Origin of the sequence: Streptomyces sp. NBC_00236 (assembly GCF_036195045.1) — a bacterium.
In the GTDB taxonomy this organism is placed as follows: domain Bacteria; phylum Actinomycetota; class Actinomycetes; order Streptomycetales; family Streptomycetaceae; genus Streptomyces.
Window position 1 is genome coordinate 4937539 of sequence record NZ_CP108100.1, and the last position, 24985, is coordinate 4962523.

Below are 24985 nucleotides of genomic sequence, written 5' to 3' on the forward strand. Positions count from 1 at the left end.
GCCGCGATAAACGAACGATGAACGGCCTGGCAGGGGGGCGATCAGACTCCCACACTGGCGCGCAGAAGCGTACGCACCTCTTCCGCCTCGGGGGAGTCGAGCGTCTCGAAGATGGCCAGGGCCTCGCGCCAGCAGACCTGGGCGCGGCCCGTCTGGCCGATGCCTGCCAATGAACTGCCCAGCACGGTGAGCACGTTGGCACGCCGCCACTCACCGCCTATACCGCGCAGGACCGTGAGGGCGACCTCGGCCCCGGCCGCGGCCTGCGCGGGCCGGTCGGCCGCGATGTCGACCTCGGCAAGGCGGAAGAGCGCCATGCCCTCCCAGAGCCGCTGCCGGCTGTCCTTGAAGACCTGGTAAGCCTGGTGCAGGCTCTCCGCCGCGGCGTCCAGCTGCCCGCTCTGCGTGAGTGCCAGGCCCAGCGCGTAGCGGCCGTTGGCACCCTTGAGCGCATGGTCCATCTCGTCGTACATCGCGGTTCCCTGACGCGCCAGCGAGACGGCCGTCGGCGTCCGGCCCATCGCCAGATGGACGCGCGACAGATTGCACAGGGCGGAAGCCTGACCGGGAAGGTCGTCGAGGTCGCGGAACTGCTCTATGGCACGGGCCAGATGTCTCTCGCCCTCCGTGTGCCGGTTCTCGTAGAGGGAGATGATGCCGAGCAGGTTGCTCGCCCAGCAGGCGGGCAGCGGGTCCTGCGCGATGCCCGACAGGTGCAGCACCCGGCTGCACTCCTCGGTGGTCAGGTCGAAGCGGCCGGAGACGTGGTGCACGTTGGCCAGGATGAGCAGGGCGCGGCCCTCCGACCTGGCGTCACCGGCGAGTTGCGCGGCCGCCGCGGCCGCGGTCACGGTCGCCTCGTATTCCTTGGAGATGGCGCCGGACTCCGCGAGATCGATGGCGATCCACAGCAGGTCGACCGCCCGGGAGAGCGTTCTGCCCCCGGCGGACTGCCGGGCGCAGGCGAGCAGGGTGCCGGCCTCGGCGTACAGCCAGTCCTGTGCCTCGCGTCGTCCGGCGAACCCGAGGCCGGGGTACGAGGTTGCCGTGAGGTGGTTGACCAGGGTGTCGCCCGGCTTCTCCATCGCGCTGACCTTCGCGACCGTCGCCAGATAGAAGTCCAGCAGCCGCGACAGCGCCAGCTCCCGCTCCTCCGGAGCCTCCTCGTCCCGCTCCGCGCACGAACGCGCGTAGAGGCGCACCAGGTCGTGGTACCGGTAGCGGCCCGGGGCCGCCGACTCCAGAAGGCTCGTGTCGACCAGCGCCTCCAGGAGGTCCTCCGCCGTATGCACCTCCAGGTTCAGCAGGGCCGCCGCCGCTGCCAGGGAGATGTCCGGGCCGTCCGCGAGGCCCAGGAGGCGGAAGGCGCGGGCCTGGGGCGGTTCCAGCTGGCCGTAGCCGAGTTCGAACGTGGCCTTCACCGCGAGGTCGCCCGCCTGGAGCTCGTCCAGCCGGCGCCGCTCGTCCGCGAGCTTCGCGGCCAGCACCGAGACCGTCCAGGTGCGGCGGGCCGCCAGCCGGGAGGCCGCGATGCGGATGGCGAGGGGGAGGAAGCCGCAGGCGGCCACCACGTCGAGGGCCGCCTCGCGCTCGGAGTTGATGCGCTCCTCGCCCACGATCCGGGTGAAGAGCTGGAGCGCCTCCTCGGGGGACATCACGTCGAGGTCGACCAGGTGAGCGCCCGCCAGGTCGACCATCCGGACCCGGCTGGTGACCAGCGCCGCGCAGCCCGCCGTGCCGGGCAGCAGGGGGCGGATCTGGGCCGCGTCATGCGCGTTGTCCAGGAGGATCAGGATGCGGCGGCCGTCCAGCGTGGAGCGGTAGAGGGCGGCGCGTTCGTCCAGGGAGTCGGGGATCGCGGAGTCCGCCGTGCCCAGGGCCCGCAGGAACGCGCCGAGCACCGTCTCCGGCTCGGCGGCGCGGGCGCCCGCGCCCTGGAGGTCTACGTAGAGCTGCCCGTCGGGGAAGTGCGGGCGGGCCTGGTGGGCGACGTGCACGGCGAGGGTCGTCTTGCCGACGCCGCCGATGCCGGCGAGGGCGGAGACGGCCATGACGGAACCCTCCGCCGTGGCCAGGCGGTCGCCCAGCTCGCGGACGAAGGAGGAGCGTCCGGTGAAGTCCGGGACCGTGGCGGGGAGCTGCGCCGGGCGGACCGGTGCGGCGGCCGGAGTGGGTTCGTCCGCCGGGCGGGCCAGGTCCTCGTCCGCCTGGAGGATGCGCTGCTGGAGCGTGGCGAGTTCGGGGCGCGGGTCGACGCCCAGTTCCTCGGAGAGCAGCCGCCGGGTGTCGGCGTAGACGGCGAGGGCCTCCGCCTGGCGGCCGCTGCGGTACAGGGCCACCATCAGGAGTTCCCGCAGCCGTTCGCGCAGCGGGTGCGCGGCGGTGAGCGCGGTCAGTTCGGAGACGGCCTCCGCGTGGCAGCCGACCTCCAGGTCCAGGTCGAGGCGGGTCTCGGTGAGCTGGAGCCGCCACTCCTCCAGCCGGGAGCGCTGGTATTCCGCGTACGGGCCGGGCACCGAGGCGAGGGCCTCGCCGTCCCAGAGGCCGAGCGCCTCGTTCAGCAGGGTCCGGGCCCTGCAGCGGTCGCCCGAGGCCCGGGCCTTCTCCGCGTCGGCGGCCCGGTCCTGGGCCACGGTCAGGTCGAGCGCCTCGGGCCCGATCCGCATCGCGTACCCGCCGGAATCGCTCGCCAGGGTCGACGGGCCCAGGGTCTTGCGGAGGCGTGAGGCGTAGGTGCGCACCGCGGCCAGGGCCTGGGAGGGCGGGTCCTCGCCCCAGATGGCGTCGATGAGTTCGGCGGCCGTCGCGGTGCGGCCGCCTCTGAGCAGCAGAGCCGTCAGCAGGGCGCGCTGCTGGGGTGAGCCGGAGGGCAGTGACTCCTCGCCCCGCCGGGCCCGCACCGGGCCGAGCAGGGAAAAGTGCAGCCCGGCCTCCTCCACCGTCGCCCGGTCCGGGGCGCGTTGCTCCGGAACACGTACCCGTGGCCCGTCGTCACGGCCCATTGCTGTCTCCTTGTCCTGCTCTGTGCGCTGCCCGGCACCTGGCATTTATCCGGATTCACCTGGACCATCCGGATTGCTCCATACCGTTGGTATCGCCGTCAACAGTCTGCCTTGTGAACGGGGCGCGCGTCAGCAGTGGGTGACTCTCTGCACAAGCCCTCGACAACGATTGTGGAACGGGGCCCCGTCGCGGGGCCTGTCCGGAGTTCCGGACGGGTCCCAACAGCTGACGGTTCGTCAGATCAGCGCTACCTTGGTACACATGGAGACCTTCCCGAAGATCATCTCGGTGGACGACCACACGGTGGAGCCCGCTCATGTCTGGCGGGACCGGCTCCCGTCCAAGTACGCGGACTCCGGTCCGCGCATCGTCCGGGCGCCGCTCAAGGAAATGACCTTCATGGGCGGCAAGTTCGCGCCCGTGATGGGTGCGAAGGGGGACGACGGGCCGATCGGCGACTGGTGGGTGTACGAGGACCTGCACCGCCCGCTCACCCGGCTCGACACCGCCGTCGGCTACGACCGGGACGAGATCAAGCTCGAAGTCATCACGTACGAGCAGATGCGTCCCGGCTCGTTCTCGGTGCCCGAGCGGCTCGCCGACATGGACGTCAACCACGTCCAGTCCGCCCTCTGCTTCCCGACCTTCCCCCGCTTCTGCGGCCAGACCTTCACCGAGGCGAAGGACCGCGAACTGGGCCTGCTCGGGGTGCGCGCGTACAACGACTGGATGGTCGAGGAGTGGTGCGGGCCCGACGCGCACGGCCGGCTCATCCCGCTCACCCTGGTCCCGCTCTGGGACGCGCGGCTGGCGGCCGACGAGGTCCGGCGCAATGCCGCGCGCGGGGTGCGGGCCGTGGCGTTCTCCGAGATACCGCCGCATCTCGGGCTGCCGTCCATCCACACGGACGACTGGGACCCGTTCCTCCAGGCCTGCGACGAGACGGGGACGGTGATCGCCATGCACATCGGCTCGTCCTCGAAGATGCCGTCCACCTCCGCCGACGCCCCGCCGGCCGTCGGTTCCACCATCACCTTCGCCAACTGCTGCTTCTCGATGGTCGACTGGCTGATGAGCGGCAAGTTCGAACGCTTCCCGAACCTGCGGATCATGTACGCGGAGGGCCAGATCGGCTGGATCCCGTACATCCTGGAACGCGCCGACGTCGTCTGGGAGGAGAACCGCGCCTGGGGCGGAGTGGCCGACAAGGTCCACCGTCCGCCGTCGGAGCTGTTCACCGAGCACGTCTACGGCTGCTTCTTCGACGACGCCTTCGGGCTGAAGAACCTGGACTCGATCGGGGTGGGGAACGTCCTGTACGAGACGGACTACCCGCACTCCGACTCGACCTGGCCCAAGTCCCGCGAGGTCGGTGAGGCACAGATGGGGCACCTGGACGCCGATGTCGTGGACCGCATCGTGCGCCGCAACGCGATCGACCTGCTGGGGCTGACCGACGACGGGCTCTGGGCGGGGCCCGGCACCGGCGCGTGAACGGGGGAGGGGCGGGGACGGGCCGCACGCGGGCCCGCCCCCACCCCTCGCCCATGGTCCTCAGGCCCGGGTCACCGGCTCCTGGAGCTCCGTCACCCACTTCTCCCGGTCCTCGGGGCACTCCAGATTGATCTCGCGCGCGTACCCCGCCGAGCGGTAGCCGCTCGCCTCGATCCCCCGGGCCAGGGTCTGCGCCGTCGGCAGGATCCCGTCCATGGAGCCCCGGTGGACGATGGTCGCCGCCTCGACCGGCGGCAGCTCGATCACCGCGACCCCGGTGTCACCCAGCGGCCCGACCGGAGCCGAGACCGTCACCCCGGCATGGACGACGATCGCGCCGCCGCCCTCCGGGGCGTCCTCGTAACGGGCGATCCCCGGGCCCGTGGGGCGCACCCCGGCCTCGTCCAGCAGCGGGAAGAGCCGCTCGTACAGCGGGCTGATCACCGGCGTGATCTCCTCCGGTCCGTACCCCGCGGCCACGGCGGTCAGCTCCGCGACCCGTACCGCCGGGACGTACCTGATCACGACATCGTCCATGGACATGTGTCCCTCGCTCTCGATCGACCGGAGCCTCGCCTCGACCTGTGCCAGCCGGGCCGCCGCCGCGGCCATCGCCGCCTCCAGCTCCACGCGTCGCAGCCGCAGCATTCCGCGCAGCTCCTCCGGGCCCACCTCCTCGTCGAGGACGGCCCGCACCTGCTGGAGCGTGAAGCCGAGGTCCTTGAGGGCGATGATCCGGTTGAGCCGGGCGAGCTGGGCGGCGCCGTAGTAGCGGTAGCCGGTGGCCGGGTCGGTACGGTCGGGGGGCAGCAGTCCGACGGCGTCGTAGTGACGCAGCATCCGGGCCGACACCCGTCCGTACCTGGCGAAGTCTCCGATGGTGAACATGATGTCTCCCAGTGCAAGGCCTCACACGGCGTGAAGGTCAAGCGCCGGCGCTGCGGACGGTGCGCTCCCCCATACAGGCAGGAGCCCCGCTCCTCCGCCGGGGCGGGGGAGCGGGGCTCCTTGGGTACTGCATTACCGGCCGCGATCGGCCGACCCGGGCAACTAGGCCGGGGTGACGTTCTCAGCCTGCGGACCCTTGGGTCCCTGAGTGACGTCGAAGTTCACGACCTGGTTCTCCTCGAGGGAGCGGAACCCGGACGCGTTGATCGCGGAGTAGTGGACGAAGACATCCGGGCCGCCGCCGTCCTGGGCGATGAAGCCGAAGCCCTTTTCAGCGTTGAACCACTTGACGGTTCCGGTAGCCATAAGCCCTCCTTGGGCCAAAGGGTTGCCCTGCTCCAGAACCTGCAAAGAAGTCTGAAAACTACAAAAGCCTGCGGGTTACATGCTCCGCAGGCTCTGTACTGCAAGGGAAACCAAACTGCAACTTGGCGATGAGCCTAGCACGCAGCATGTGAGGAACGGTAGAGGGAAAGATCACTTCAATCGGATGTTTGGCAGCCGTGCGGATGAGCGCTCGGGATGCTCCTTCCGGGTGACTCCCGGCCCCTTCCCGAGAGGCCTTCCGAGACCCCTTCGGCGACCATTCCCGGAGCGCCGGAAGAGGGGCCGGCGCGACGCCGCGCGCCCCCGGTGAGGCCGTCCGCCGGTCGCGGGTCTAGCCTCGCGATGTGGACAATTCAACCGTCTCAACCGTCGCAGGCGACGACCGTCGCAGCCGGCCGCGCGTCGGCCACATCCAGTTCCTCAACTGCCTTCCCCTCTACTGGGGGCTCGCACGGACCGGAACCCTGCTCGATCTGGAGCTCTCGAAGGACACCCCGGAGAAGCTCAGCGAGCAGCTGATCAGAGGCGATCTGGACATCGGTCCCGTCACCCTCGTGGAGTTCCTGCGCAACGCCGACGACCTGGTCGCCTTCCCCGACATCGCGGTCGGGTGCGACGGGCCCGTCATGTCGTGCGTGATCGTGTCGCAGCGCCCCCTGGAGGACCTCGACCGGGCCCGGGTCGCGCTCGGCTCGACCTCCCGCACCTCCGTGAGGCTGGCGCAGCTGCTGCTCGCCGAGCGGTTCGGCGTCACGCCCGACTACTACACCTGCCCGCCCGATCTCGGCCTGATGATGCAGGAGGCGGACGCCGCCGTCCTCATCGGTGACGCCGCGCTGCGCGCCAACCTGCACGACGCCCCCCGGCTCGGGCTCCAGGTCCACGACCTGGGCGCGATGTGGAAGGAGTGGACGGGGCTGCCGTTCGTCTTCGCCGTCTGGGCCGCGCGCAAGGACTACCTGGCGGCCGAACCCCTCGCGGTGAAGAAGGTGCACGAGGCGTTCCTGGCCTCGCGGGACGTGTCCCTGGAGGAGGTCACCAAGGTCGCGGAGCAGGCCGCGCGCTGGGAGGCCTTCGACGCGGAGGTCCTGGAACGCTACTTCACGACCCTCGACTTCCGCTTCGGCCCCGCCCAGCTGGCCGGTGTCACGGAGTTCGCCCGCCGGACCGGCCCGACCACGGGCTTTCCCGCGGACGTGAACGTGGAACTGCTCGGCGGCTGACCGTCCATGGGCTCTCCCGCCGCGTGCCGATCGACAACAACTCGCAACCCGTGCGGATGTATGGATATCGGTTCGGGTGAATTCGCGGTGAATGGCCGATTGGCGGGAGGCCCGGGGAGAGCGGGAGTGCGTTCGCGGCGTCTCCCCCAATCGAACCGGGGAACGGCACATTCACGCCTTTTGTTGTGGTGAATGGCGCCGTTCGTTCCCTTGGGGGCGAAATCGGCGGATGGTTTCCCCTGTGACCCGATGACCTTCGCCCCTAGGCTTCGGTCGGAGGTCCGGCCGGTCCACAAGGGGAGTCCTCATATGCAGCCGCTCGAAGCCGGCGAACCGCTGAGCATCGGTGCCTACCGGCTGCTCGGCCGACTCGGGGCCGGCGGCATGGGCCGGGTGTATCTGGGGCGCAGTGCGGGCGGCCGGACCGTCGCGGTCAAGGTCGTCCACCCGCACTTCGCGCTCGACGAACAGTTCCGTGCCCGGTTCCGGCTGGAGGTGGACGCGGCGCGGCGGATCGGCGGGCAGTGGACCGCACCCGTCCTGGACGCCGACCCGGACGCCCCCGTTCCGTGGGTGGCCCACGGCTACGTGGCAGGGCCGCCGCTCTCGGAGGCCGTCACCGAGCACGGCCCGCTGCCCGAGCAGGCGGTACGCACCCTGGGCGCCGGGCTCGCCGAGGCGCTGGCCGCCGTCCACGGCCAGGGCCTGATCCACCGGGACGTGAAGCCGTCCAACGTGCTGCTCGCCCTCGACGGCCCCCGGCTGATCGACTTCGGTATCGCCCGGGCCATCGACGCCACCGCCTCGCTCACCTCCACCGGCGTCTCGGTCGGCTCGCCCGGCTACATGGCGCCGGAGCAGATCCGCGGCCTGGACGTCTCGGGGTCGGCCGACGTCTTCTCACTGGGCGCCGTGCTGGCGTACGCGGCGACCGGGTCCGCTCCCTTCCTCGGCGACTCCTCCGCCGTACTCCTCTACAAGGTGGTGCACGAGGAGCCCGAACTGGGTGAGCTGGAGGGCGGGCTGCGTGACGTCATCGCCTCCTGCCTCGCGAAGGACCCGGCCGGACGGCCCACTCCGGCGGAGCTCGCGCGGCAGCTGGTGCCCGGCGGTGCGGCGGCCGCGGTGGCGGCGGGCTGGCTGCCCGGTCCGCTGGTGCGCGAGGTCAGCAGGTCGGCGGTGGCGCTGCTCGACCTGGAACCGCAGGAAGCGCCGGTGCAGTCGGGGCCGGTGCCGTTCACCCAGGCGTCGTTCGGCTTCAACGGGGGCCCTGCCCCGGGTGCGTTCGGCCCGCCGGTCGAACCGCAGTCCACGCCCGGCCCGCAGTCCACGCCCGGCCCGTACCCCGCAGCCGGCCCGTACGCCACGCCCGGCCCGACCCCGCCGTCGTATCCGCCCACCGCCGGGGCGGGCGGGGTGCCCGGGCAGCGCACCCCCGATCCGCGGTTCACCGTCGGTGTGAGCACCGAGTCCGGTCCGGGGGAGCGCGGCGGGCGACGGCTGAGCTGCACCGTCGCCCTCGCGGTGGCGGGCGCGCTCGCCGCGGTGACCGTGGGCAGCGCGTTCCTCTTCGACCTGATGCCGGGCGGCAGCAGTTCCCCCACGGCCGAGCACGGGGGCACCGACACCGGCACCGCCCCGGCCGCCACCCCGTCGGGCAAGGAACCCACACCCGGACCCTCGGCCTCCGCCACCGGCGGCGCCCGGCAGGTCACCGAGGTCCCCAAGGGCTTCATCGGCACCTGGAAGGGGCCGGTCACCGAGAAGACGAGCGGCCAGCCGCACGGCACGCTCACCGCGGTGTTCAAGGAGGGGAAGAAGGGCGCCGACGTCGTCACGATGAACACGACGGTCTCCACCCTCGGCATCGAGGTCAGCTGCAACAGCATCGCCTCCCTCACCTCCGGCACCGACAAGGAGCTGACGCTGCGGGAACGCGCCGATCCGGACCGGCCCAGCACCGCGGGCCTGTGCACGAGCACCGTCTCCGGCGTCCACTTCACCCTCGCCGCCGACGGAACCCTGCGGTACCGGTCGGACGAGCGGGGCGCCGGACTTCCGTACGGCACGCTGACCCGGTCCGGCCAATGACCCGGAGCAGGGCTGGCGTACGCTGAACCGGTCCGAAAGGGACTGTGTCGGGTCCCGGGGCCGCCCTTCGGGCGACGACGGGGAACCCGGCACAGACCCTACGATCCGTTGAAGAACCGCCGAAAGGTGACAGCCCGGTGACCGAGAAGGCCGACCTCCAGCCCATCCTCGACCGAGCCGCCGAAGGCGGCCGGATCACTCCGGCGGAGGCCCTCGACCTCTACCGGTCGGCGCCCCTGCACGCCCTGGGCGCGGCCGCGGACGCCGTGCGCCGGCGCCGCTACGCGGGTACGGAGCACATCGCGACATACATCATCGAGCGCAACATCAACTACACGAACGTGTGCGTCACGGCGTGCAAGTTCTGCGCCTTCTACGCCGCGCCCAAGGACACCGCCAAGGGCTGGTCCCGCGACCTCGACGACATCCTGCGCCGCTGCGCGGAGACCGTCGAGCTCGGCGGCACGCAGATCATGTTCCAGGGCGGACACCACCCGGACTACGGCGTGGAGTACTACGAGGAGCACTTCTCCGCGATCAAGAAGGCGTTCCCGCAGCTGGTCATCCACTCGCTGGGCGCCTCCGAGATCGAGCACATGGCCCGGATCTCCAAGGTCTCCGCCGAGGAGGCCATCAGCCGCATCCACGCCGCCGGGCTCGACTCCTTCGCGGGTGCCGGTGCCGAGCTGCTCCCGGCCCGGCCGCGCACCGCGATCGCCCCGCTCAAGGAGTCCGGCGAGCGCTGGCTGGAGATCATGGAGATCGCCCACGGCCTCGGTGTCGAGTCGACCTCCACCATGCTGATGGGCACCGGCGAGACGAACGCCGAGCGCATCGAGCACCTGAGCATGATCCGCGACGTACAGGACCGGACCGGGGGCTTCCGCGCCTTCATCCCGTACACGTACCAGCCGGAGAACAACAAGCTGAAGGGCCAGACGCAGGCCACGCTCTTCGAGTACCTGCGGATGATCGCCATCGCCCGGATCTTCCTGGACAACGTCGCCCACATCCAGGGTTCCTGGCTCACCACCGGCAAGGAGGTCGGCCAGCTGTCGCTGCACTACGGCGCGGACGACCTCGGCTCGATCATGCTGGAGGAGAACGTCGTCTCCTCCGCCGGTGCCAAGCACCGCTCCAACCGCCTGGAGATCATCGATCTGATCCGCAAGGCGGACCGGGTTCCCGCCCAGCGCGCCACCACGTACGAGCACCTGGTGATCCACGACGACCCGGCGAACGACCCGGTCGACGAGCGCGTCGTCTCGCACATCTCGTCCACCGCGATCGAGGGCGGCACGGCCCACCCGGAGCTCAAGCTCCTCAACGCCAACTAGGGTCTTCAGCCTTGCTGACGATCCACGCCGCCGCCCTGCTCCTGCCGGGCGGCGGCCGTGCACCCGTGCCCGGCGGGGCGGTCGCCGTGCAGGACGCGGTCGTCGCGGACTTCGGACCGTACGGGGAACTGGCCGCCGCCCACCCCGCCGCCCGGGTCCGGCGCTGGCCGGGCGTCCTGACCCCGGGGCTGCTGCAGCGGGACGCGGTCCGGCTGCTGGAGGAGTCGTACTTCCCCGATCCGCGCGAGGCGGACACCCTGGGCACGGAGCCGCTGACCGGCGAGGCACTCGACACGCTCGGGCCGGACGACACCTGGCGGGCCGGCAGCGTGCGGCGGGGGCTGCACCGGATGCTCCGGCACGGCACGACCGCGGCGACGGCCGGCCCCACCGCACCGCCCGCCCTGATCACGGCCATGCGCCGGTCCGGGCTCCTGGTCACCGGCGCTCCGGCTCGCCCCGGCACCGCGCCGCGGCTCGACCCGCTGGCCGGGGCCGGGGCGGTGGCCGACGTGACGGCGGCGCCGCTCACCGTCGGAGGACGGGCCGATCTCGCGGCCTTCGACGTGCCGGACGAGGCAGCACTGCTGGCGGCGGGCGCGGCGAGCTGTGTGGCGACGGTGGCGGCGGGACGACTGGTCTACCGGCGCCGTTAGGAACAAGGGCCGGCAGGCAACGCTCCCCGCCCCCGGTGTCACGGCACCGAAGGGCCGCCGAGGTACTTCCCATCGGCGGTGTACGGCCAGGCGTTGGCGACACAGCCCTTGAGGCCGTCGATCTGCTGCATCATCGCCGGCGCGGGACGGCCCTTGCCGGGGCAGGTCTCGTGGCCGTGTCCGAGCCAGTGGCCGACCTCGTGGTTGATGATCAGGGCACGGTAGTCGGCGAGCGGACCGTCGAACTCGGGCGAACCCGTCTCCCAGCGCTTGAGGTTCACCATGACGTCCGTCCCGACCCGGCAGTTGACCTCGCCGTGGGTGTCGAGGCCGCCCTTTCCGCAGATGCGGTCGGTGGTCTCCGGGGTGGCGATCCGGATGACCAGTCCCGCCGGGCCCTCGGCGACCTGCCGGAAGACGTGCTCGCCGTGGTGCGTCCAGCCGCGCGGCGCCGCCAGGATGCGGGCGACCTCGGCGGCGGCCTCGTCCGCGTCCAGTCCGGAGCCCTTCTCCACCTCGACCCGGTAGGCGTCGCCCGTACCGGTCCGCGTGGCACCTTCGCGGGCGACCGTGAAGGTGGCGGACGCGGAGGAGGTGCTCGGATCGTGCCCACCGCTCCACCGGATGCCCACGACGGACGCCGCGATCAGCACCACCGGCGCGACGGCCTTGGCGAACAGCCGGTTCCGGCCGCGTTCCCGCGGCCCTCTCCGGCGCACATCCCCTGCGGACATCCGCTCCCCTCCCCAGTCCTCTGCGGTTTGCCTTCCCCGCTGTAAGGACCCGCGCCGGGGCCAATTGGTTCAGTCCACAACCATATCCATCGCCGGGTACGGGTCCGGCGGAGCGTCACGGTACGGAGGGACCGCCGAGGTACTGCCCTTCGGCGTCGTAGGGCCAGGCGTTGGAGACGCATCCCTTGAGGCCGTAGATCTGCTGCATCATCGCGGGGGCGGGGCGGCCCTTGCCGGGGCAGGTCTCGTGGCCGTGTCCGAGCCAGTGGCCGACCTCGTGGTTGATGATCAGGGCACGGTAGTCGGCGAGCGGGCCGTGGAACTCCGGCGAACCGGTCTGCCAGCGCTTCAGGTTCACCATCACCGTCTCGCCCACGCGGCAGTTGACCTCGCCACGGGTGTTGAGGCCCTGCGCCCCGCAGATGCGGTCGGTGGTCGCCGCGGTGGCGATCCGGACCACCAGCCCGGCGGGCCCGTTCGCCACCTGGTGGAACGTGTGCGCCCCGCCGTGCCCCCAGCCGCGCGGCGCGGCCAGCACGTCGGCGATCAGGGCGGCCGCCGTGTCCGGGTCGACGCCCGAACCGTCCTCCACCTCGACCCGGTAGGCGTTCCCGCCGCCGGAGGAGGCGCCCGCGCGGGCGACCGCGAAGGTGCCGGGGCCGGACGCCGGGATACGGGGAGGAGTGGCGGTGACGGACGGAGACGGGGAAGGGGACACGGTCGTCGGCTTCGGCCTCTCCTTCGGCTTCGCGGCGGGGGAGGGCGACGTGTGGGCGGGGTCCGGGGACACCGGAGCGGCCGCCGCGGCCGACGGGCCGTCCCCGCCCGCCCACCGGGGAGCGGCGATCACGGCCACGCCGATCAGCGCCGCCGGAACGAGTACCGCGGCCAGGACCCGTATTCGGTCGCGACGCCGGTTCTGCCGGGAGCGCCGCCGCCCCCGGCCACGCATCGATGCCTGCTGCCGTCCTCTGTCAGCCGCCACGAACGGAGTGCTCCTTGTCTTCCATCGGATGTCTGTCCGCGTACTTCACGAGCTCCATGAACCTTGGGTCGTGGGCGACCGCCAGCAGTTGGTCCGAGTTGACCGGCGCCGACACCATCGAGGAGTGGTCCCCGTCGACCGAGAGCCGGACGGTGCTGAAGCCGTAGCTGAAACGGATGTCGACATCGGTGACGGTCGGCGACTCCTTCGCGTCTCCCGCCACCGTGACGGAGCGGAAGGTGATGCCGCCGGGCAGCGTCACGGACCGGCACCGGAGACCCTTCGACGGGATGTCGCGGCACGGGGGATCGGCGGGGGCGCCGCGTGGCGCGGCCTTGGGGCGTACGGAGAAGATGACGGGGAACGTGTTGCCGTCCTGCCCGGCCCGGTACTGGTTGACGGCCAGATCGACCGGCCGGACCGGGCCGAGCCGCCGGGGGAACAACTCGTCGAGCAGTGCCGCGGCCTGCAGCTGGAACTCCTCCTGCCGGAGCCGTTCGGCCGCCGGCAGGTCGGCCATGCTCGACTCGCCCGGGTCCGGCTCGATGTGCACGGGCGTGGGGACGGGCCGGGGGGTCGATGTGGCGGCCGGGGACGGTGGCGGGCTGACGGCCGTGCTCTGCGAGGCCGCGGACCAGGTCTGCGTCGGCTGCGTACCTCCGTCCCCGCCCCACATCGACACCACCGCGCCGAACACGCCCAGGGCCACCACACCGGTCACCCCCGCCCCGACGGCGGCACGGGCGCGGTTGCGGCGCCTGCGGCCCTGGACCAGGGCGACGGGCACCAGATCGGGCAGGGCCGGCGCGCCCTCGACGGCCTGCTTCATGGCGGCTCTGATCAGCAGGTCATCGGCCTCGGGGTCCGGGCCCCGGCCGGGGGAACGGTCAGTAAACATGTCCACGACGGTCTCCTCAGCTTCGGGTGGTGTAGAGACGCGCGTCGCCCAGCCGGGTGCGCAGGGTGGCGAGCGAGCGTGAGCACTGGCTCTTCACGGTGGACGGGCTGCAGCGCAGCAGTCCGGCGACCGTCTCCACGCTCAGGTCCTCCCAGTACCGCAGGACGACCATGGCCCGGGCGCGGGCCGGAAGTTCGGCGAGCGCGGCCAGCAGCGTGACCGTCAGCTCGGGACCCACCTCGGGAGCGGGCGCGGCGATCGGCGTGTGGGCACGGAAGTCCCGCAGCCGGCGCCGGCGCTCGGCGATGTAGGTACGGGTCAGCACCGTGCGGGCGTAGGCGTCCGGATGATCCGCCGCGCTCGCCCGGCCCCAGTGCTGGAACAGCTTCGCCAGCGTCGTCTGGGTCAGATCACGGGCGGCGTCGGCGTCCCCGCACAGCAGGTACGCGGTGCGGTACAGCCGGCGCTGACTCGCGCGGGCGAACTCCTCGAAGCCAGCGGCGTCCGGGCTGCGTCCGGCTGTCATCCGGCCTCCTCTGCGGTCTGTCGGTGGTCACCGAAGTCCTCCGCGGACGCCCGGCCTTCGGGCCGGGGAGGTATCGGACTCCTGTGGAGCAGGGCAGGGGTGGTCGAATTGCCGTCAGGGCGATTCGGTGTTTGCTGTGGCGGTGCGGAAGTCGCCCTCGATGCGGTGAAGGATCTCGGAGTTGAGTGACCGCCGATTGGTCTTGGCCTGTGCCGTGAGCCAGGAATGGAGGTCGGTGGGCAGGCGGAGCGTGATGCGGGTTTCTTCATGATTCTTACGCCAATTCTGGTGGCAAAGTGGTGGCATGACGACGCGACAGCAAGCAGGTGAGGTCCGGGCATGCCCGGTACGCCTACCGCCTCAGCGTGTCGTCGACCGCGCTCGCCGGACTCGATGCCGAGTGGGCACGCTGCCGTTGGATCTGGAATGAATGCGTGGCCATGTCCCGCAAGGTCCATGGCCTGAACAAGACCGCCACCGAGAAGGTGACGTGCGGTCCGGCGCAGCTCGACAAGATGCTGACCGAGGCCCGCACCGCCATGGGATGGCTGCGCGAAGGCTCGGTGCCGCAGCAGCAGACCATCCGTGACTTCGCCACGTCCCGCGCCAAAGCGTTGAAGGACGTCAAGGCCGGGCTGCCGATGCGGCAGCGCGCCGGGATGCCCCGCATCAAGCGCAAGCGCGATGCGCTGCCGTCGATGAACTCCACGCGGCGCGGCTTCCGGTTGAAAGACGGACGCCCGCACCTCGCGGGCGGCATCACGCTGACCGTGGTGTGGTCCCGTGACCTGGCGGCCGACCCGACGTCGGTCCGGGTGTACCGGGACAGCCTCGGCCACTGGTACGCCTCGTTCGTCGTGGAGACGGCCGCAGAGCCGCTGCCCGCGACTGGCACGGTGATCGGTATCGACTGGGGTGCCAAGGAGACCGCGACCACCACCTCGGACGCGCATGACCTTCCCCACGCGCAGCACGGCCGCACCGCCGCCGCGAAGCCGGCCCGGCACCAGAAGCAGATGGCGAGGCGGAAGCCCCCACGTGGGAAGGCTGCGTCGAAGGGCTACCGGACGGCGTCCCGCGCGGCGGCCAGGGTTCATAAGAAGGTGGCCCGGCAGCGGCAGGACACCGGCCGCAAGTGGGCCAAGACGGTCGTGCGTGACTTCGACCAGCTCGCCGTCGAGGACTTCGAGCCGAAGTTCCGCGCGAAGTCCACGCTGGCCCGCGAGGCCGCCGACGCCGCGATCGGCGTGACCAGGACCGCGCTGACCGGGACGGCCCGCAAGCACGGCCGCATCGTGCACCTCGTGCACCCGGCCCACACCACGATGGACTGCGCACGGTGCGGTGCGAGAACCAAGCACACGCTCCCCCTTTCTGAACGAACGTACGCGTGCACCGCGTGCGGAGCCGTGTCCCCCAGGGACAGGAACTCCGCCCGCGTGATGCTCGTCCGGGCAGGTCTCAACCCGGCTGGTGCTGATGGTGGAAGCCCTCCGGGAGCACCGCTCCCGGAGGCTGCCTGAGCTAGGAATCCCCCTGCTTCAGCTGAGGGAGGACGTCAATACGTCTCTTACTGAGTGCCGACGGGCCGGAAAGGTTGAAGCCGGATCGGGAGTGGTTCCCGGACACACAGGGTGGGTGCCGTGGCGGGCGTGCTCACGGGCCGGCGTGTCTGCCTGCCGGCCCCCTCGGAACGCGCTCGGGCGCGGTGGATACGGCACCGGCCGGCCAGGCCGTGAACGGGAGCATTCAAGTGGTCTCCTGCCCGCAGCCGGCATCGGCTCGGCCGGTGACGGCGGCGCATCCCCTAAGTCGCTTCCCTCGTCGGATCCCCCGAGGCCATGCGCCGCTGATCGGCGGCGCGGGGTTCCCCGACAGCGGGCCCGCCCCGTCGCGGCAGGGCCGGGCTGCTTGAATGGGTGGGTGACCCGAGCCTCCCTGGACAAGCAGCCGCACGAAGTCGCCTCGATGTTCGACGACGTGGCGGCGAACTACGACCTCACCAACGACGTGCTCTCGCTCGGCCAGGCCCGGCTGTGGCGCAAGGAGGTCGCCAAGGCGGTCGACGCCCGGCCCGCGCAGAAGGTCCTCGACCTGGCCGCCGGGACGGCGACGTCCTCGCTCCCGTTCGCGGCGACCGGTGCGTACGTCGTGCCGTGCGACTTCTCCATCGGCATGCTGCGCGAGGGCAAGAAGCGGAACGCCTGGCTGCCCTTCACCGCGGGCGACGCCACGAAACTGCCGTTCCGCGACGAGACGTTCGACGCGGTGACCATCTCCTTCGGGCTGCGCAACGTCCAGGACACGGACGCGGCGCTCCGCGAGCTGTACCGGGTGACCAAGCCGGGCGGCCGGGTGGTCATCTGCGAGTTCTCCCAGCCGGTCTGGGCACCGTTCCGGACCGTCTACACCGAGTACCTGATGCGGGCGTTGCCCCCGGTCGCGCGTGCGGTGTCGTCCAACCCCGACGCGTACGTCTACCTCGCCGAGTCGATCCGCGCCTGGCCCGACCAGGCCGGGCTGGCGTCCAGGCTCCAGCAGGCCGGCTGGTCGAAGGTCGCCTGGCGCAACCTCAGCGGTGGCATCGTCGCGCTGCACCGGGGCGTACGCGCCTGACGGCGTCCGGGGGCGCTCCCGGCGGGGGCCGCCGGGAGACATCCGGTGCCGGGGACCGAGGAGCCCGCCACGGAACAGTCCGACACCGACATGTCCGCCGGTCAACGCCCCCGCCGCTCCCGACGCTTCACGTCAACGGCCGGCCCGGGACGTCACCGTGACAGCTCCAGCCGGAAGCACACCGCCTCCTGGCCCGCCCGTGGCGTCGTGAAGCTCTCCGCCTGCTCCATGCCCAGACGCCGGGCCACCGCGATCGACCGCTCGTTGAGCGCGTCGATCGTCGCCACCACCCGTTCCACCCCGGCCGCGCGCAGCCGCTCCAGCGTGAGGCGCGCGGCCGCGGTCGCGTAGCCGCGGCCCCAGGCCGGACGGGCGAGCCGCCAGCCGATCTCGATCTCGCCCACGGGACCGTACGTGCTGTGCGGCCACGGCTGCGCACCCGTGAAGCCGAGCACCTCGCCGTTCCCGTCGAGCACGGTCCACAGGCAGAAGCCCAGCTCAGCGTCATGTCTGCGCTGGCGGGCCGTCCACTCCTCGTACATGGACAGTTCGGACGGACGGCCGCCGAAGAACTCCATGACCTCCGGGTCGTCGAAGACGCGGTGCCAGGCCACCGCGTCCTCGTCGGTCGGGACACGCAGTTGTACGACGGGGAGCGCGGGAGGTGCGAGCGACATCGGGGAGCCCTTCGGAGGGTTGATCTACAGGCCCCCATAGACTGCACGGGACATGTGCCGCGCGGCACGCGATTTCGAGTCTTCGGGAGATCCGACCGTGACCGAGCCCCTGTCCGAACACAGTGCGGACGTGATCGTCGTCGGGGCAGGCCCGGCCGGCTCCACCACCGCGTACTACCTCGCCAAGGCCGGACTCGACGTCCTCCTCCTGGAGAAGACCGCCTTCCCGCGCGAGAAGGTCTGCGGCGACGGCCTCACACCGCGTGCCACCAAGCAGCTCGTCTCCATGGGCATCGACATCTCCGAAGAGGCCGGCTGGCTGCGCAACAAGGGCCTGCGCATCATCGGCGGCGGCGTCCGGCTCCAGCTGGACTGGCCGGATCTCGCCTCGTACCCGGACTACGGACTGGTCCGCAAGCGCGACGACTTCGACGAGCAGCTGGCCCGCCAGGCCCAGAAGGCCGGCGCGCGGCTGTACGAGCGCTGCAACGTCGGCGCCCCCGTCAAGGACGAGCGCACCGGCCGGATCACCGGCGTGGAGGCGAAGCTCGGCGAGGAGAAGACCCCGGTCACCTTCCACGCCCCCCTCGTCGTCGCCGCCGACGGCAACTCGACCCGGCTCTCCGTCGCGATGGGCCTGCACCGCCGCGAGGACCGCCCGATGGGTGTCGCGGTCCGTACGTACTTCACCTCGCCCCGCCACGACGACGACTACCTGGAGTCCTGGCTGGAACTCTGGGACAAGCGCGGCGCCGAGGACCGTCTGCTGCCCGGCTACGGCTGGATCTTCGGCATGGGCGACGGCACCTCCAACGTCGGCCTCGGCATCCTCAACTCCTCCTCCGCCTTCAAGGAGCTGGACTGGCGCGAGGTGCTCAAGGCCTGGTGCGCGTCCATGCCCGAGGACTGGGGCTACACGCCCGAGAACATGACGATGCCGATCCGCGGTGCCGCCCTCCCGATGGCCTTCAACCGTCAGCCGCACTACACCAAGGGCCTGCTGCTCGTCGGTGACGCGGGCGGCATGGTCAACCCGTTCAACGGCGAAGGCATCGCGTACGCCATGGAGTCGGGTCAGATCGCCGCGGACGTCATCGTCCAGGCCCACGCCCGTGCGACCCCGGCCCAGCGCGAACTGGCCCTGAGCAACTACCCGAAGGTGCTCAAGGAGACCTACGGCGGCTACTACACGATGGGCCGCGCCTTCGTGAAGCTGATCGGCAACCCGAAGGTCATGAAGGTCGCGACCCAGCGCGGCCTCACCCACCCGCTGCTGATGAAGTTCACCCTGAAGATGCTCGCCAACCTCACCGACCCGACGGGCGGCGACGCGATGGACCGCATCATTAACGGCCTGACGAAGGTTGCGCCCCGCGCCTAGGCATGGGGGCGTAGTCGCGCTCCGCGCCTAGGCCTTGGGGCATTGCCTCGTCCGTACGAAGTGGACCGGGGCCGCGAGCACCACGAGAAGTGCCGTCGCGGCTCCGAGCCACATGACCGCGTGGAGCGAGGCGTGGTCGACGACGGAGCCGCCCGCCAGTGCGCCGGCGGCGATCGTCGCCTGGAACGAGGCGGTGAACAGGACCGAGGCCGCCTCGGGGGTGCGGGGCGCCGCGCGGGTGAACCAGGTCTGTGAGCAGACCGGGACCGCGCCGTAGCCGAGCCCCCACAGAACGAGGAGTGCCGGCGCGCCCGCTTCGGACCGGCCGAGGACGGGCAGGAGCGCCGTCGCCGCGGCGATCGTGGCGGCGGCGGCCCCGAAGGCGGTGTGCGGCCGGCGCGTCACCAGGGCGCCCCCGAGGAAGTTGCCGGCCACGCCTGCTGCCCCGTACACGAGCAGGAATCCGGTGATGGTCCCCGGACCGGCGTCGGCGAACTCCCGGAGGAACGGCGTTACATACGTGTACGTGCCGAAATGTGCCAGTACGACGAGGAACGTCATCAGCAGTGCGAACCGGGTGTCCGGGCGGCGCAGCAGGGCGCGGAGCACGGCCGGGCGGGTGACCCGCTCCGGCGGCAGCGCGGGCAGCGTCAGGAGCAGCAGGGCCAGCACGCCCGTGGACAGCAGCCCCATCGTGACGAACGCGGTGCGCCAGCCCGCCAGATCGCCGATGAGGGTTCCGGCGGGGACTCCGAGCACGGAACCGAGGGGGACCGCGGCGAAGATGACCGCGGTCGCCCGGGCGGCGGACGGGGCGGGGACCAGCCGGCCGGCCAGACCGGCGCCGATCGACCAGAAGCCGCCGATGGTGATGCCGACCAGGACCCGGGCGACGAGCACGACCCAGTAGGCGGTCGCGGCGGCGGTGAGGAAGTTGGCCACCGCGAGGAGCAGAACGAAGGCGGCGAGCATCAGCCGCCGGTCGGCGCGGGCCGTCGCGAGGGTCACGACCGGGGCGGCGACGGCGGCCAGGAGGCCCGGCATCGTCATCATCAGGCCCGCCGTGCCGTCCGCGACGGCGAAGTCGGCGCCGATCGGCGTCAGCAGACCGACCGGCAGGATCTCGGTGGTGACGACGGCGAAGATGCCCAGCGTCACGGAGAGGACCGCCAGTGGGCCGCGTAAGGGCGTGGGGGACGCGGTGTCGGTACGGGGTGCGGTCGTGGTGGACATGGCGGGCCGTCCTGGGTTCGGTGACGCGGGAGCTGTTCGCTCCAGTTCACAAGCTCCCGGGTACGGAGTCCGGCAGGTTCCCGACCTCACCCCCGGCCGCTGGGGGTGAGGTCGGGAACCTGCCGGGAACGCCGAAGGGCCGCGGCTCCCGAGCGGGGGAGCCGCGGCCCTTCGATGTGCGCCGAGGCGCTTGTGAATCCGTGAACTCGAATCCGTGAACTCGAATCCGTGAACTCAGAGGACGCGGACCGCACCCGACGGCGGGTCGTAGTCCAGGGACTTCTGCACCACACCGGTGGAGGAGTTCTGCGCGCCGACGAACTGGCCGCCGCCCACGTAGATGCCGACGTGGTACGCGCTGCCCGCGCCGCCCCAGTACAGGATGTCGCCCGGCTGGAGGTTGCTCAGCGAGACCTGGGTGCCCGCGGTCGACTGGCTCTGCGAGACGCGCGGCAGGTCGACGCCCACCGTGCGGAACGCGGCCTGGACGAGGCCGGAGCAGTCCCAGGAGTTGGGGCCGGTGCCGCCGGAGACGTACGCGTCGCCGATCTGCGCCTGCGCGAACGCGACGACGGAGGCGGCGGTGCCGGTGGCGGTGGAGGAGTACGACGTCGTCGCGGTCGACGAGGAGCCGGACGAGGACGAGCCGGAGGACGTGCTGAGCGTCGTGCGCTCGGCGGAGCGGGAGGCGCGCTCGGCGGCCTCCGCCTTGGCCTCGGCCTCGGCCTTCGCCTTGGCTTCGGCCTTCTTCTTGGCCTCGGCCTTGCGGACCGCCTCGGCCTTGGCCTTCTTGGCGTCCTTGGCGGCGGTGGCGGCCGCTGCCTCCTCGTGGGCCTGCGTCTCCAGGTCCAGGGCGACCTGCTGCGTGGCCTCGGCGGACGCCGCGACGGTGGTGGAGACCCCGGCCGTGATGGTCGGCATCTCGATCGTCTGGGTCACCGGCTCGGCCTGGGCCGGACCGGCAGCGCCTGCGACCGCGATGGTGCTGAGGACGCCACCGGCAACTCCGGCTCGCAGCGCCGTCTTCGAGGCGTTTCGGCGGGGCTTCCGGTGGCTGGGTATGAGAGCGGTGTGGGACATGGGTACTAGCGCTATCAGGGCCTCAGGGGTCCCATCAAGAAACGTGTGTTGCGACACAGTTACGTCCGGAATCTGTGAATCCGCTTTCTGAGGGCCTTTATTGACGCCGTAACGGGCAAAACGGGCACCCGTGATCACCGCTGTGATCACGGGTTTTCAGCAATACGCCCGAATTGCCCGTCACTTACCATCCGTTCACACCGTTGGCCAAGCCCGCTTCTCCGGCCCCCTCGCGCGAGTGACGCAGGTCACAGCATGGTCTCTGCCTGACGGGCATACGAGGGGCTCGCGCGAGGAGTGCTCCGCCGCGGATGTCCGGCGCCGGGGAACTGGCCGCGTGCCGCGAATGATTCGCCCGATTGGGGGCGTATGCCGGGGTGCGTCCACTTCGCTCCCTCGGGCCCCCGCGCGAGTGACGCCGGCCTGGGCCCAGAGTGGGGCAGATCCCTTTATCACCCGATCGCGTCCATCGCCAATTTGGTGCCCGGCGCTGTCGCTTGATAGAGCGACACCCCTTTGACCAGGGGTAACAGCAGGAGGTGTCACGTCTCGTGATCACTCGGCCGCTTCGTGTACGAAGATCACCGCTCATCCGACTTCATGATCGTTCGTCAGGTGGTGGAGATCACAAAGGCGTTGTCGTACCCCGTGTCGCAGATCACAGGACGGCAGGCATAGGATGCGGGGCAGTCGGGCTTGTGAACTGCCTCACATGTGCACGATCTTGGTGAGGTGGCGAGCCAGGTCGCCCGATGCGGTCCAACGGTCAAGGACGACTGGAAGGAGCGAGGAGCGTGAATGCCTACGCGCCCATCCTCGTGCTCGGCGCCCTCGGGGCAGGCTTTGCGATCTTCTCCGTGGTCAGTGCCACGCTTATCGGTCCCAAGCGGTACAACCGGGCGAAGCTCGAAGCGTACGAGTGCGGTATTGAACCCACCCCGACTCCAGCCGGAGGCGGCCGTTTTCCCATCAAGTACTACCTGACGGCGATGCTCTTCATCGTCTTCGACATCGAGATCGTCTTCCTCTATCCCTGGGCGGTCACCTTCGACGCCCTCGGGATCTTCGGGCTCGTCGAGATGCTGATCTTCGTGCTCACCGTCTTCGTCGCCTATGCGTATGTATGGCGACGTGGCGGCCTGGAATGGGACTGAGGGGCTGAGGGGCACACATGGGACTCGAAGAGAAGCTGCCCAGCGGCTTCGTGCTGACCACTGTCGAGCAGGCCGCCGGCTGGGTACGGAAGTCCTCCGTCTTCCCGGCCACCTTCGGCCTCGCCTGCTGCGCCATCGAGATGATGACGACCGGGGCCGGGCGCTACGACCTGGCCCGGTTCGGCATGGAGGTCTTCCGCGGATCGCCGCGGCAGGCGGACCTGATGATCGTGGCGGGACGGGTCAGCCAGAAGATGGCGCCCGTCCTGCGGCAGGTCTACGACCAGATGCCGAACCCCAAATGGGTCATCTCCATGGGGGTTTGCGCGTCATCGGGCGGAATGTTCAACAATTACGCCATTGTTCAAGGTGTTGATCATATTGTCCCGGTTGATATCTATTTGCCGGGCTGTCCGCCGCGGCCCGAGATGCTGATGGACGCGATCCTCAAACTCCACCAGAAGATCCAGGGCTCCAAGCTCGGGGTCAACGCCGAGGAGGCCGCCCGCGAGGCGGAGGACGCGGCCCTCAAGGCACTGCCCCTGATCGAGATGAAGGGGCTGCTGCGATGAGCGACCAGGAGTCCGGCGCGGGCGGCGTTCCCGCCCCGCGTGACGAGCACGGCGAGGTCATCGGCGTACGCAAGGGCATGTTCGGCGCCAACAACGGCGGCGACACCTCCGGCTACGGCGGCCTCGTCCGTACCGTCGCCCTGCCGGGCGCCACCGCGCGCCCGTACGGCGGCTGGTTCGACGAGGTGGCCGACGAGCTCGAAGGGGCCCTGGAAGAACAGGGACTGCTTCCGGAGAACGCCATCGAGAAGACGGTCGTCGACCGCGACGAGCTCACCTTCCACATCGCCCGCGAGCACCTGCCCACCGTCGCCAGGACCCTGCGCGACGACCCGGCACTGCGCTTCGAGCTCTGTACGGGGGTGAGCGGCGTCCACTTCCCCGGTGACAAGGGACGCGAGCTGCACGCCGTCTACCACCTGCGCTCGATCACCCACGGTCGGCTCATCCGGCTGGAGGTGTCCGCGCCGGACGACGACCGGCACGTCCCGTCCCTCGTCGCGGTCTACCCGACCAACGACTGGCACGAGCGCGAGACCTACGACTTCTTCGGGCTCGTCTTCGACGGGCACCCCGCCCTCACCCGGATCATGATGCCGGACGACTGGCAGGGCTTCCCGCAGCGCAAGGACTACCCGCTCGGCGGCATCGCCATCGAGTACAAGGGCGCCCAGATCCCGGCTCCGGACCAGCGGAGGTCGTACTCCTGATGACCACTCCCCACGCAACACCTCGTGCGACAACCGAGGGGACTGTATATACGGTCACCGGCGGCGACTGGGACGAGGTCGTCGAATCGGCGGTCAAGTCCGACGACGAGCGCATCATCGTCAACATGGGCCCCCAGCACCCGTCCACGCACGGTGTGCTCCGGCTGATCCTGGAGATCGACGGCGAGACCGTCACCGAGGCCCGCTGCGGCATCGGCTACCTCCACACCGGCATCGAGAAGAACCTCGAATTCCGGAACTGGACGCAGGGCACCACCTTCGTCACGCGCATGGACTACCTGACGCCGTTCTTCAACGAGACGGCGTACTGCCTGGGGGTCGAGAAGCTCCTCGGCATCGAGGACCAGATCCCCGACCGGGCCACCGTCCTGCGCGTGCTCCTGATGGAGCTCAACCGGATCTCCTCGCACCTGGTGTGCATCGCCACCGGCGGCATGGAGCTCGGCGCCACCACGATCATGATCTACGGCTTCCGCGATCGTGAACTCGTTCTCGATCTCTTCGAGCTGATCACCGGCCTGCGGATGAACCACGCGTTCGTCCGCCCCGGCGGCCTCGCCCAGGACCTTCCCCCGGGCGCGGTCGACCAGCTGCGCGAGTTCGTGAAGACCATGAAGAAGAACCTGCCGGAGTACGACAAGCTCGCCACCGGCAACCCCATCTTCAAGGCCCGTATGCAGGACGTCGGCTACCTCGACCTCACCGGCTGCATGGCGCTCGGCGCCACCGGCCCGGTCCTGCGCTCCGCCGGGCTCCCGCACGACCTGCGCAAGACCGACCCCTACTGCGGGTACGAGAACTACGAGTTCGACGTCCCCACGGCGGACAGCTGCGACTCCTACGGACGCTTCCTCATCCGGCTGGAGGAGATGCGCCAGTCGCTGCGCATCATCGAGCAGTGCATCGACCGGCTCGCGCCGGGACCGGTCATGGTCGCCGACAAGAAGATCGCCTGGCCCGCGCAGCTCGCGCTGGGACCGGACGGACTCGGCAACTCGCTCGACCACATCAAGAAGATCATGGGCACCTCCATGGAGGCCCTGATCCACCACTTCAAGCTGGTGACCGAGGGCTTCCGGGTCCCGGCCGGGCAGGCGTACACCGCGGTCGAGTCGCCCAAGGGCGAACTCGGCGTGCACGTCGTCTCGGACGGGGGCACCCGCCCCTACCGGGTCCACTTCCGCGACCCGTCCTTCACCAACCTCCAGGCCATGGCAGCGATGTGCGAGGGCGGCCAGGTCGCCGACGTCATCGTCGCCGTCGCATCCATCGACCCCGTGATGGGAGGCGTCGACCGGTGACCGAAGCACGTAGCGAAG

The 24985-nt window shown here is 70.7% G+C and carries 23 protein-coding genes; 12 read left to right on the forward strand and 11 right to left on the reverse strand.

Features of this window, described 5'->3' with window-relative positions; all coding sequences use genetic code 11:
- Nucleotides 1-41 precede the first annotated feature (41 nt).
- A complete protein-coding gene (locus OG446_RS22240) occupies nucleotides 42-3002 on the reverse strand; it encodes an AfsR/SARP family transcriptional regulator (protein ID WP_328895701.1) in 2961 nt (986 codons plus the stop codon).
- Nucleotides 3003-3264: 262 nt separating this feature from the next.
- On the opposite strand from OG446_RS22240, the gene OG446_RS22245 reads away from it, so the two are divergent.
- On the forward strand, nucleotides 3265-4497 hold the full coding sequence (locus tag OG446_RS22245) for an amidohydrolase family protein (RefSeq protein WP_219576102.1): 1233 nt from the start codon (nucleotides 3265-3267) through the stop codon (nucleotides 4495-4497).
- A gap of 60 nt (nucleotides 4498-4557) precedes the next feature.
- On the opposite strand, the gene OG446_RS22250 is transcribed toward OG446_RS22245, so the two are convergent.
- On the reverse strand, nucleotides 4558-5385 hold the full coding sequence (locus OG446_RS22250; RefSeq protein ID WP_328895702.1) for a MerR family transcriptional regulator: 828 nt from the start codon (nucleotides 5383-5385) through the stop codon (nucleotides 4558-4560).
- 162 nt (nucleotides 5386-5547) lie between these two features.
- Nucleotides 5548-5751, reverse strand: a complete 204-nt coding sequence (locus OG446_RS22255) for a cold-shock protein (protein WP_003967102.1) — start codon at nucleotides 5749-5751, stop codon at nucleotides 5548-5550.
- Between the two features lie 365 nt (nucleotides 5752-6116).
- Here OG446_RS22255 and OG446_RS22260 point away from each other — a divergent pair, with 365 nt between their 5' ends.
- From OG446_RS22260 to OG446_RS22275, 4 genes are all read left to right on the forward strand, one after another.
- Nucleotides 6117-6995 (forward strand): menaquinone biosynthetic enzyme MqnA/MqnD family protein, encoded by an 879-nt coding sequence (locus OG446_RS22260; RefSeq protein WP_328895703.1) that lies wholly within the window; start codon nucleotides 6117-6119, stop codon nucleotides 6993-6995.
- Between the two features lie 309 nt (nucleotides 6996-7304).
- The gene (locus OG446_RS22265) at nucleotides 7305-9086 is read left to right on the forward strand and encodes a serine/threonine-protein kinase (RefSeq protein ID WP_328895704.1); all 1782 of its coding nucleotides are present in this window, start codon (nucleotides 7305-7307) and stop codon (nucleotides 9084-9086) included.
- A 137-nt stretch (nucleotides 9087-9223) separates the two neighbouring features.
- A complete protein-coding gene (mqnC, locus tag OG446_RS22270; protein ID WP_328895705.1) occupies nucleotides 9224-10423 on the forward strand; it encodes a cyclic dehypoxanthinyl futalosine synthase in 1200 nt (399 codons plus the stop codon).
- Nucleotides 10424-10434: 11 nt separating this feature from the next.
- Nucleotides 10435-11079 (forward strand): hypothetical protein, encoded by a 645-nt coding sequence (locus OG446_RS22275; RefSeq protein ID WP_328895706.1) that lies wholly within the window; start codon nucleotides 10435-10437, stop codon nucleotides 11077-11079.
- A 38-nt stretch (nucleotides 11080-11117) separates the two neighbouring features.
- Here the strand turns inward: OG446_RS22275 and OG446_RS22280 are convergent, their stop codons facing one another.
- The 5 genes from OG446_RS22280 to OG446_RS22300 all read right to left on the reverse strand — a co-directional run bounded on the left by OG446_RS22280 (nucleotide 11118) and on the right by OG446_RS22300 (nucleotide 14528).
- On the reverse strand, nucleotides 11118-11813 hold the full coding sequence (locus OG446_RS22280; protein ID WP_328895707.1) for a DUF3152 domain-containing protein: 696 nt from the start codon (nucleotides 11811-11813) through the stop codon (nucleotides 11118-11120).
- Between the two features lie 115 nt (nucleotides 11814-11928).
- Nucleotides 11929-12765: a DUF3152 domain-containing protein gene (locus tag OG446_RS22285; RefSeq protein WP_389261901.1), complete on the reverse strand. Its 837-nt coding sequence runs from the start codon at nucleotides 12763-12765 to the stop codon at nucleotides 11929-11931.
- A gap of 22 nt (nucleotides 12766-12787) precedes the next feature.
- Nucleotides 12788-13696 (reverse strand): hypothetical protein, encoded by a 909-nt coding sequence (locus OG446_RS22290; RefSeq protein ID WP_328898381.1) that lies wholly within the window; start codon nucleotides 13694-13696, stop codon nucleotides 12788-12790.
- Nucleotides 13697-13712: 16 nt separating this feature from the next.
- Nucleotides 13713-14222 carry a SigE family RNA polymerase sigma factor gene (locus tag OG446_RS22295; protein ID WP_328895709.1) on the reverse strand — a complete coding sequence of 170 codons (510 nt, stop codon included), beginning with the start codon at nucleotides 14220-14222 and terminating at the stop codon, nucleotides 13713-13715.
- A 114-nt stretch (nucleotides 14223-14336) separates the two neighbouring features.
- Nucleotides 14337-14528 carry an Arc family DNA-binding protein gene (locus tag OG446_RS22300; RefSeq protein ID WP_328895710.1) on the reverse strand — a complete coding sequence of 64 codons (192 nt, stop codon included), beginning with the start codon at nucleotides 14526-14528 and terminating at the stop codon, nucleotides 14337-14339.
- Nucleotides 14529-14548: 20 nt separating this feature from the next.
- On the opposite strand from OG446_RS22300, the gene OG446_RS22305 reads away from it, so the two are divergent.
- Nucleotides 14549-15745 carry an RNA-guided endonuclease InsQ/TnpB family protein gene (locus tag OG446_RS22305; protein WP_389261875.1) on the forward strand — a complete coding sequence of 399 codons (1197 nt, stop codon included), beginning with the start codon at nucleotides 14549-14551 and terminating at the stop codon, nucleotides 15743-15745.
- A gap of 400 nt (nucleotides 15746-16145) precedes the next feature.
- The gene (locus OG446_RS22310) at nucleotides 16146-16838 is read left to right on the forward strand and encodes a demethylmenaquinone methyltransferase (protein WP_328895712.1); all 693 of its coding nucleotides are present in this window, start codon (nucleotides 16146-16148) and stop codon (nucleotides 16836-16838) included.
- Nucleotides 16839-16990: 152 nt separating this feature from the next.
- Here OG446_RS22310 and OG446_RS22315 read toward each other — a convergent pair whose 3' ends face one another.
- On the reverse strand, nucleotides 16991-17515 hold the full coding sequence (locus OG446_RS22315; protein WP_328895713.1) for a GNAT family N-acetyltransferase: 525 nt from the start codon (nucleotides 17513-17515) through the stop codon (nucleotides 16991-16993).
- A gap of 97 nt (nucleotides 17516-17612) precedes the next feature.
- On the opposite strand from OG446_RS22315, the gene OG446_RS22320 reads away from it, so the two are divergent.
- Nucleotides 17613-18896, forward strand: a complete 1284-nt coding sequence (locus tag OG446_RS22320) for a geranylgeranyl reductase family protein (protein WP_328895714.1) — start codon at nucleotides 17613-17615, stop codon at nucleotides 18894-18896.
- Between the two features lie 27 nt (nucleotides 18897-18923).
- Here OG446_RS22320 and OG446_RS22325 read toward each other — a convergent pair whose 3' ends face one another.
- Together OG446_RS22325 and OG446_RS22330 are read right to left on the reverse strand one after the other, a co-directional pair.
- Entirely contained in the window at nucleotides 18924-20129 is a 1206-nt protein-coding gene (locus OG446_RS22325) for an MFS transporter (RefSeq protein ID WP_328895715.1), read from the reverse strand.
- 234 nt (nucleotides 20130-20363) lie between these two features.
- The gene (locus tag OG446_RS22330; RefSeq protein WP_328895716.1) at nucleotides 20364-21209 is read right to left on the reverse strand and encodes a C40 family peptidase; all 846 of its coding nucleotides are present in this window, start codon (nucleotides 21207-21209) and stop codon (nucleotides 20364-20366) included.
- 794 nt (nucleotides 21210-22003) lie between these two features.
- On the opposite strand from OG446_RS22330, the gene OG446_RS22335 reads away from it, so the two are divergent.
- The 4 genes from OG446_RS22335 to OG446_RS22350 are packed head-to-tail and all read left to right on the forward strand — an operon-like array spanning nucleotide 22004 to nucleotide 24967.
- Nucleotides 22004-22363, forward strand: a complete 360-nt coding sequence (locus tag OG446_RS22335) for an NADH-quinone oxidoreductase subunit A (RefSeq protein ID WP_136328529.1) — start codon at nucleotides 22004-22006, stop codon at nucleotides 22361-22363.
- Between the two features lie 17 nt (nucleotides 22364-22380).
- Nucleotides 22381-22935, forward strand: a complete 555-nt coding sequence (locus tag OG446_RS22340; protein WP_030926341.1) for a NuoB/complex I 20 kDa subunit family protein — start codon at nucleotides 22381-22383, stop codon at nucleotides 22933-22935.
- The gene (locus tag OG446_RS22345) at nucleotides 22932-23645 is read left to right on the forward strand and encodes an NADH-quinone oxidoreductase subunit C (RefSeq protein WP_328895717.1); all 714 of its coding nucleotides are present in this window, start codon (nucleotides 22932-22934) and stop codon (nucleotides 23643-23645) included. Before OG446_RS22340 ends, OG446_RS22345 begins: the two co-directional genes overlap by 4 nt.
- On the forward strand, nucleotides 23645-24967 hold the full coding sequence (locus tag OG446_RS22350) for an NADH-quinone oxidoreductase subunit D (RefSeq protein ID WP_328895718.1): 1323 nt from the start codon (nucleotides 23645-23647) through the stop codon (nucleotides 24965-24967). Before OG446_RS22345 ends, OG446_RS22350 begins: the two co-directional genes overlap by 1 nt.
- Nucleotides 24968-24985: the final 18 nt, after the last annotated feature.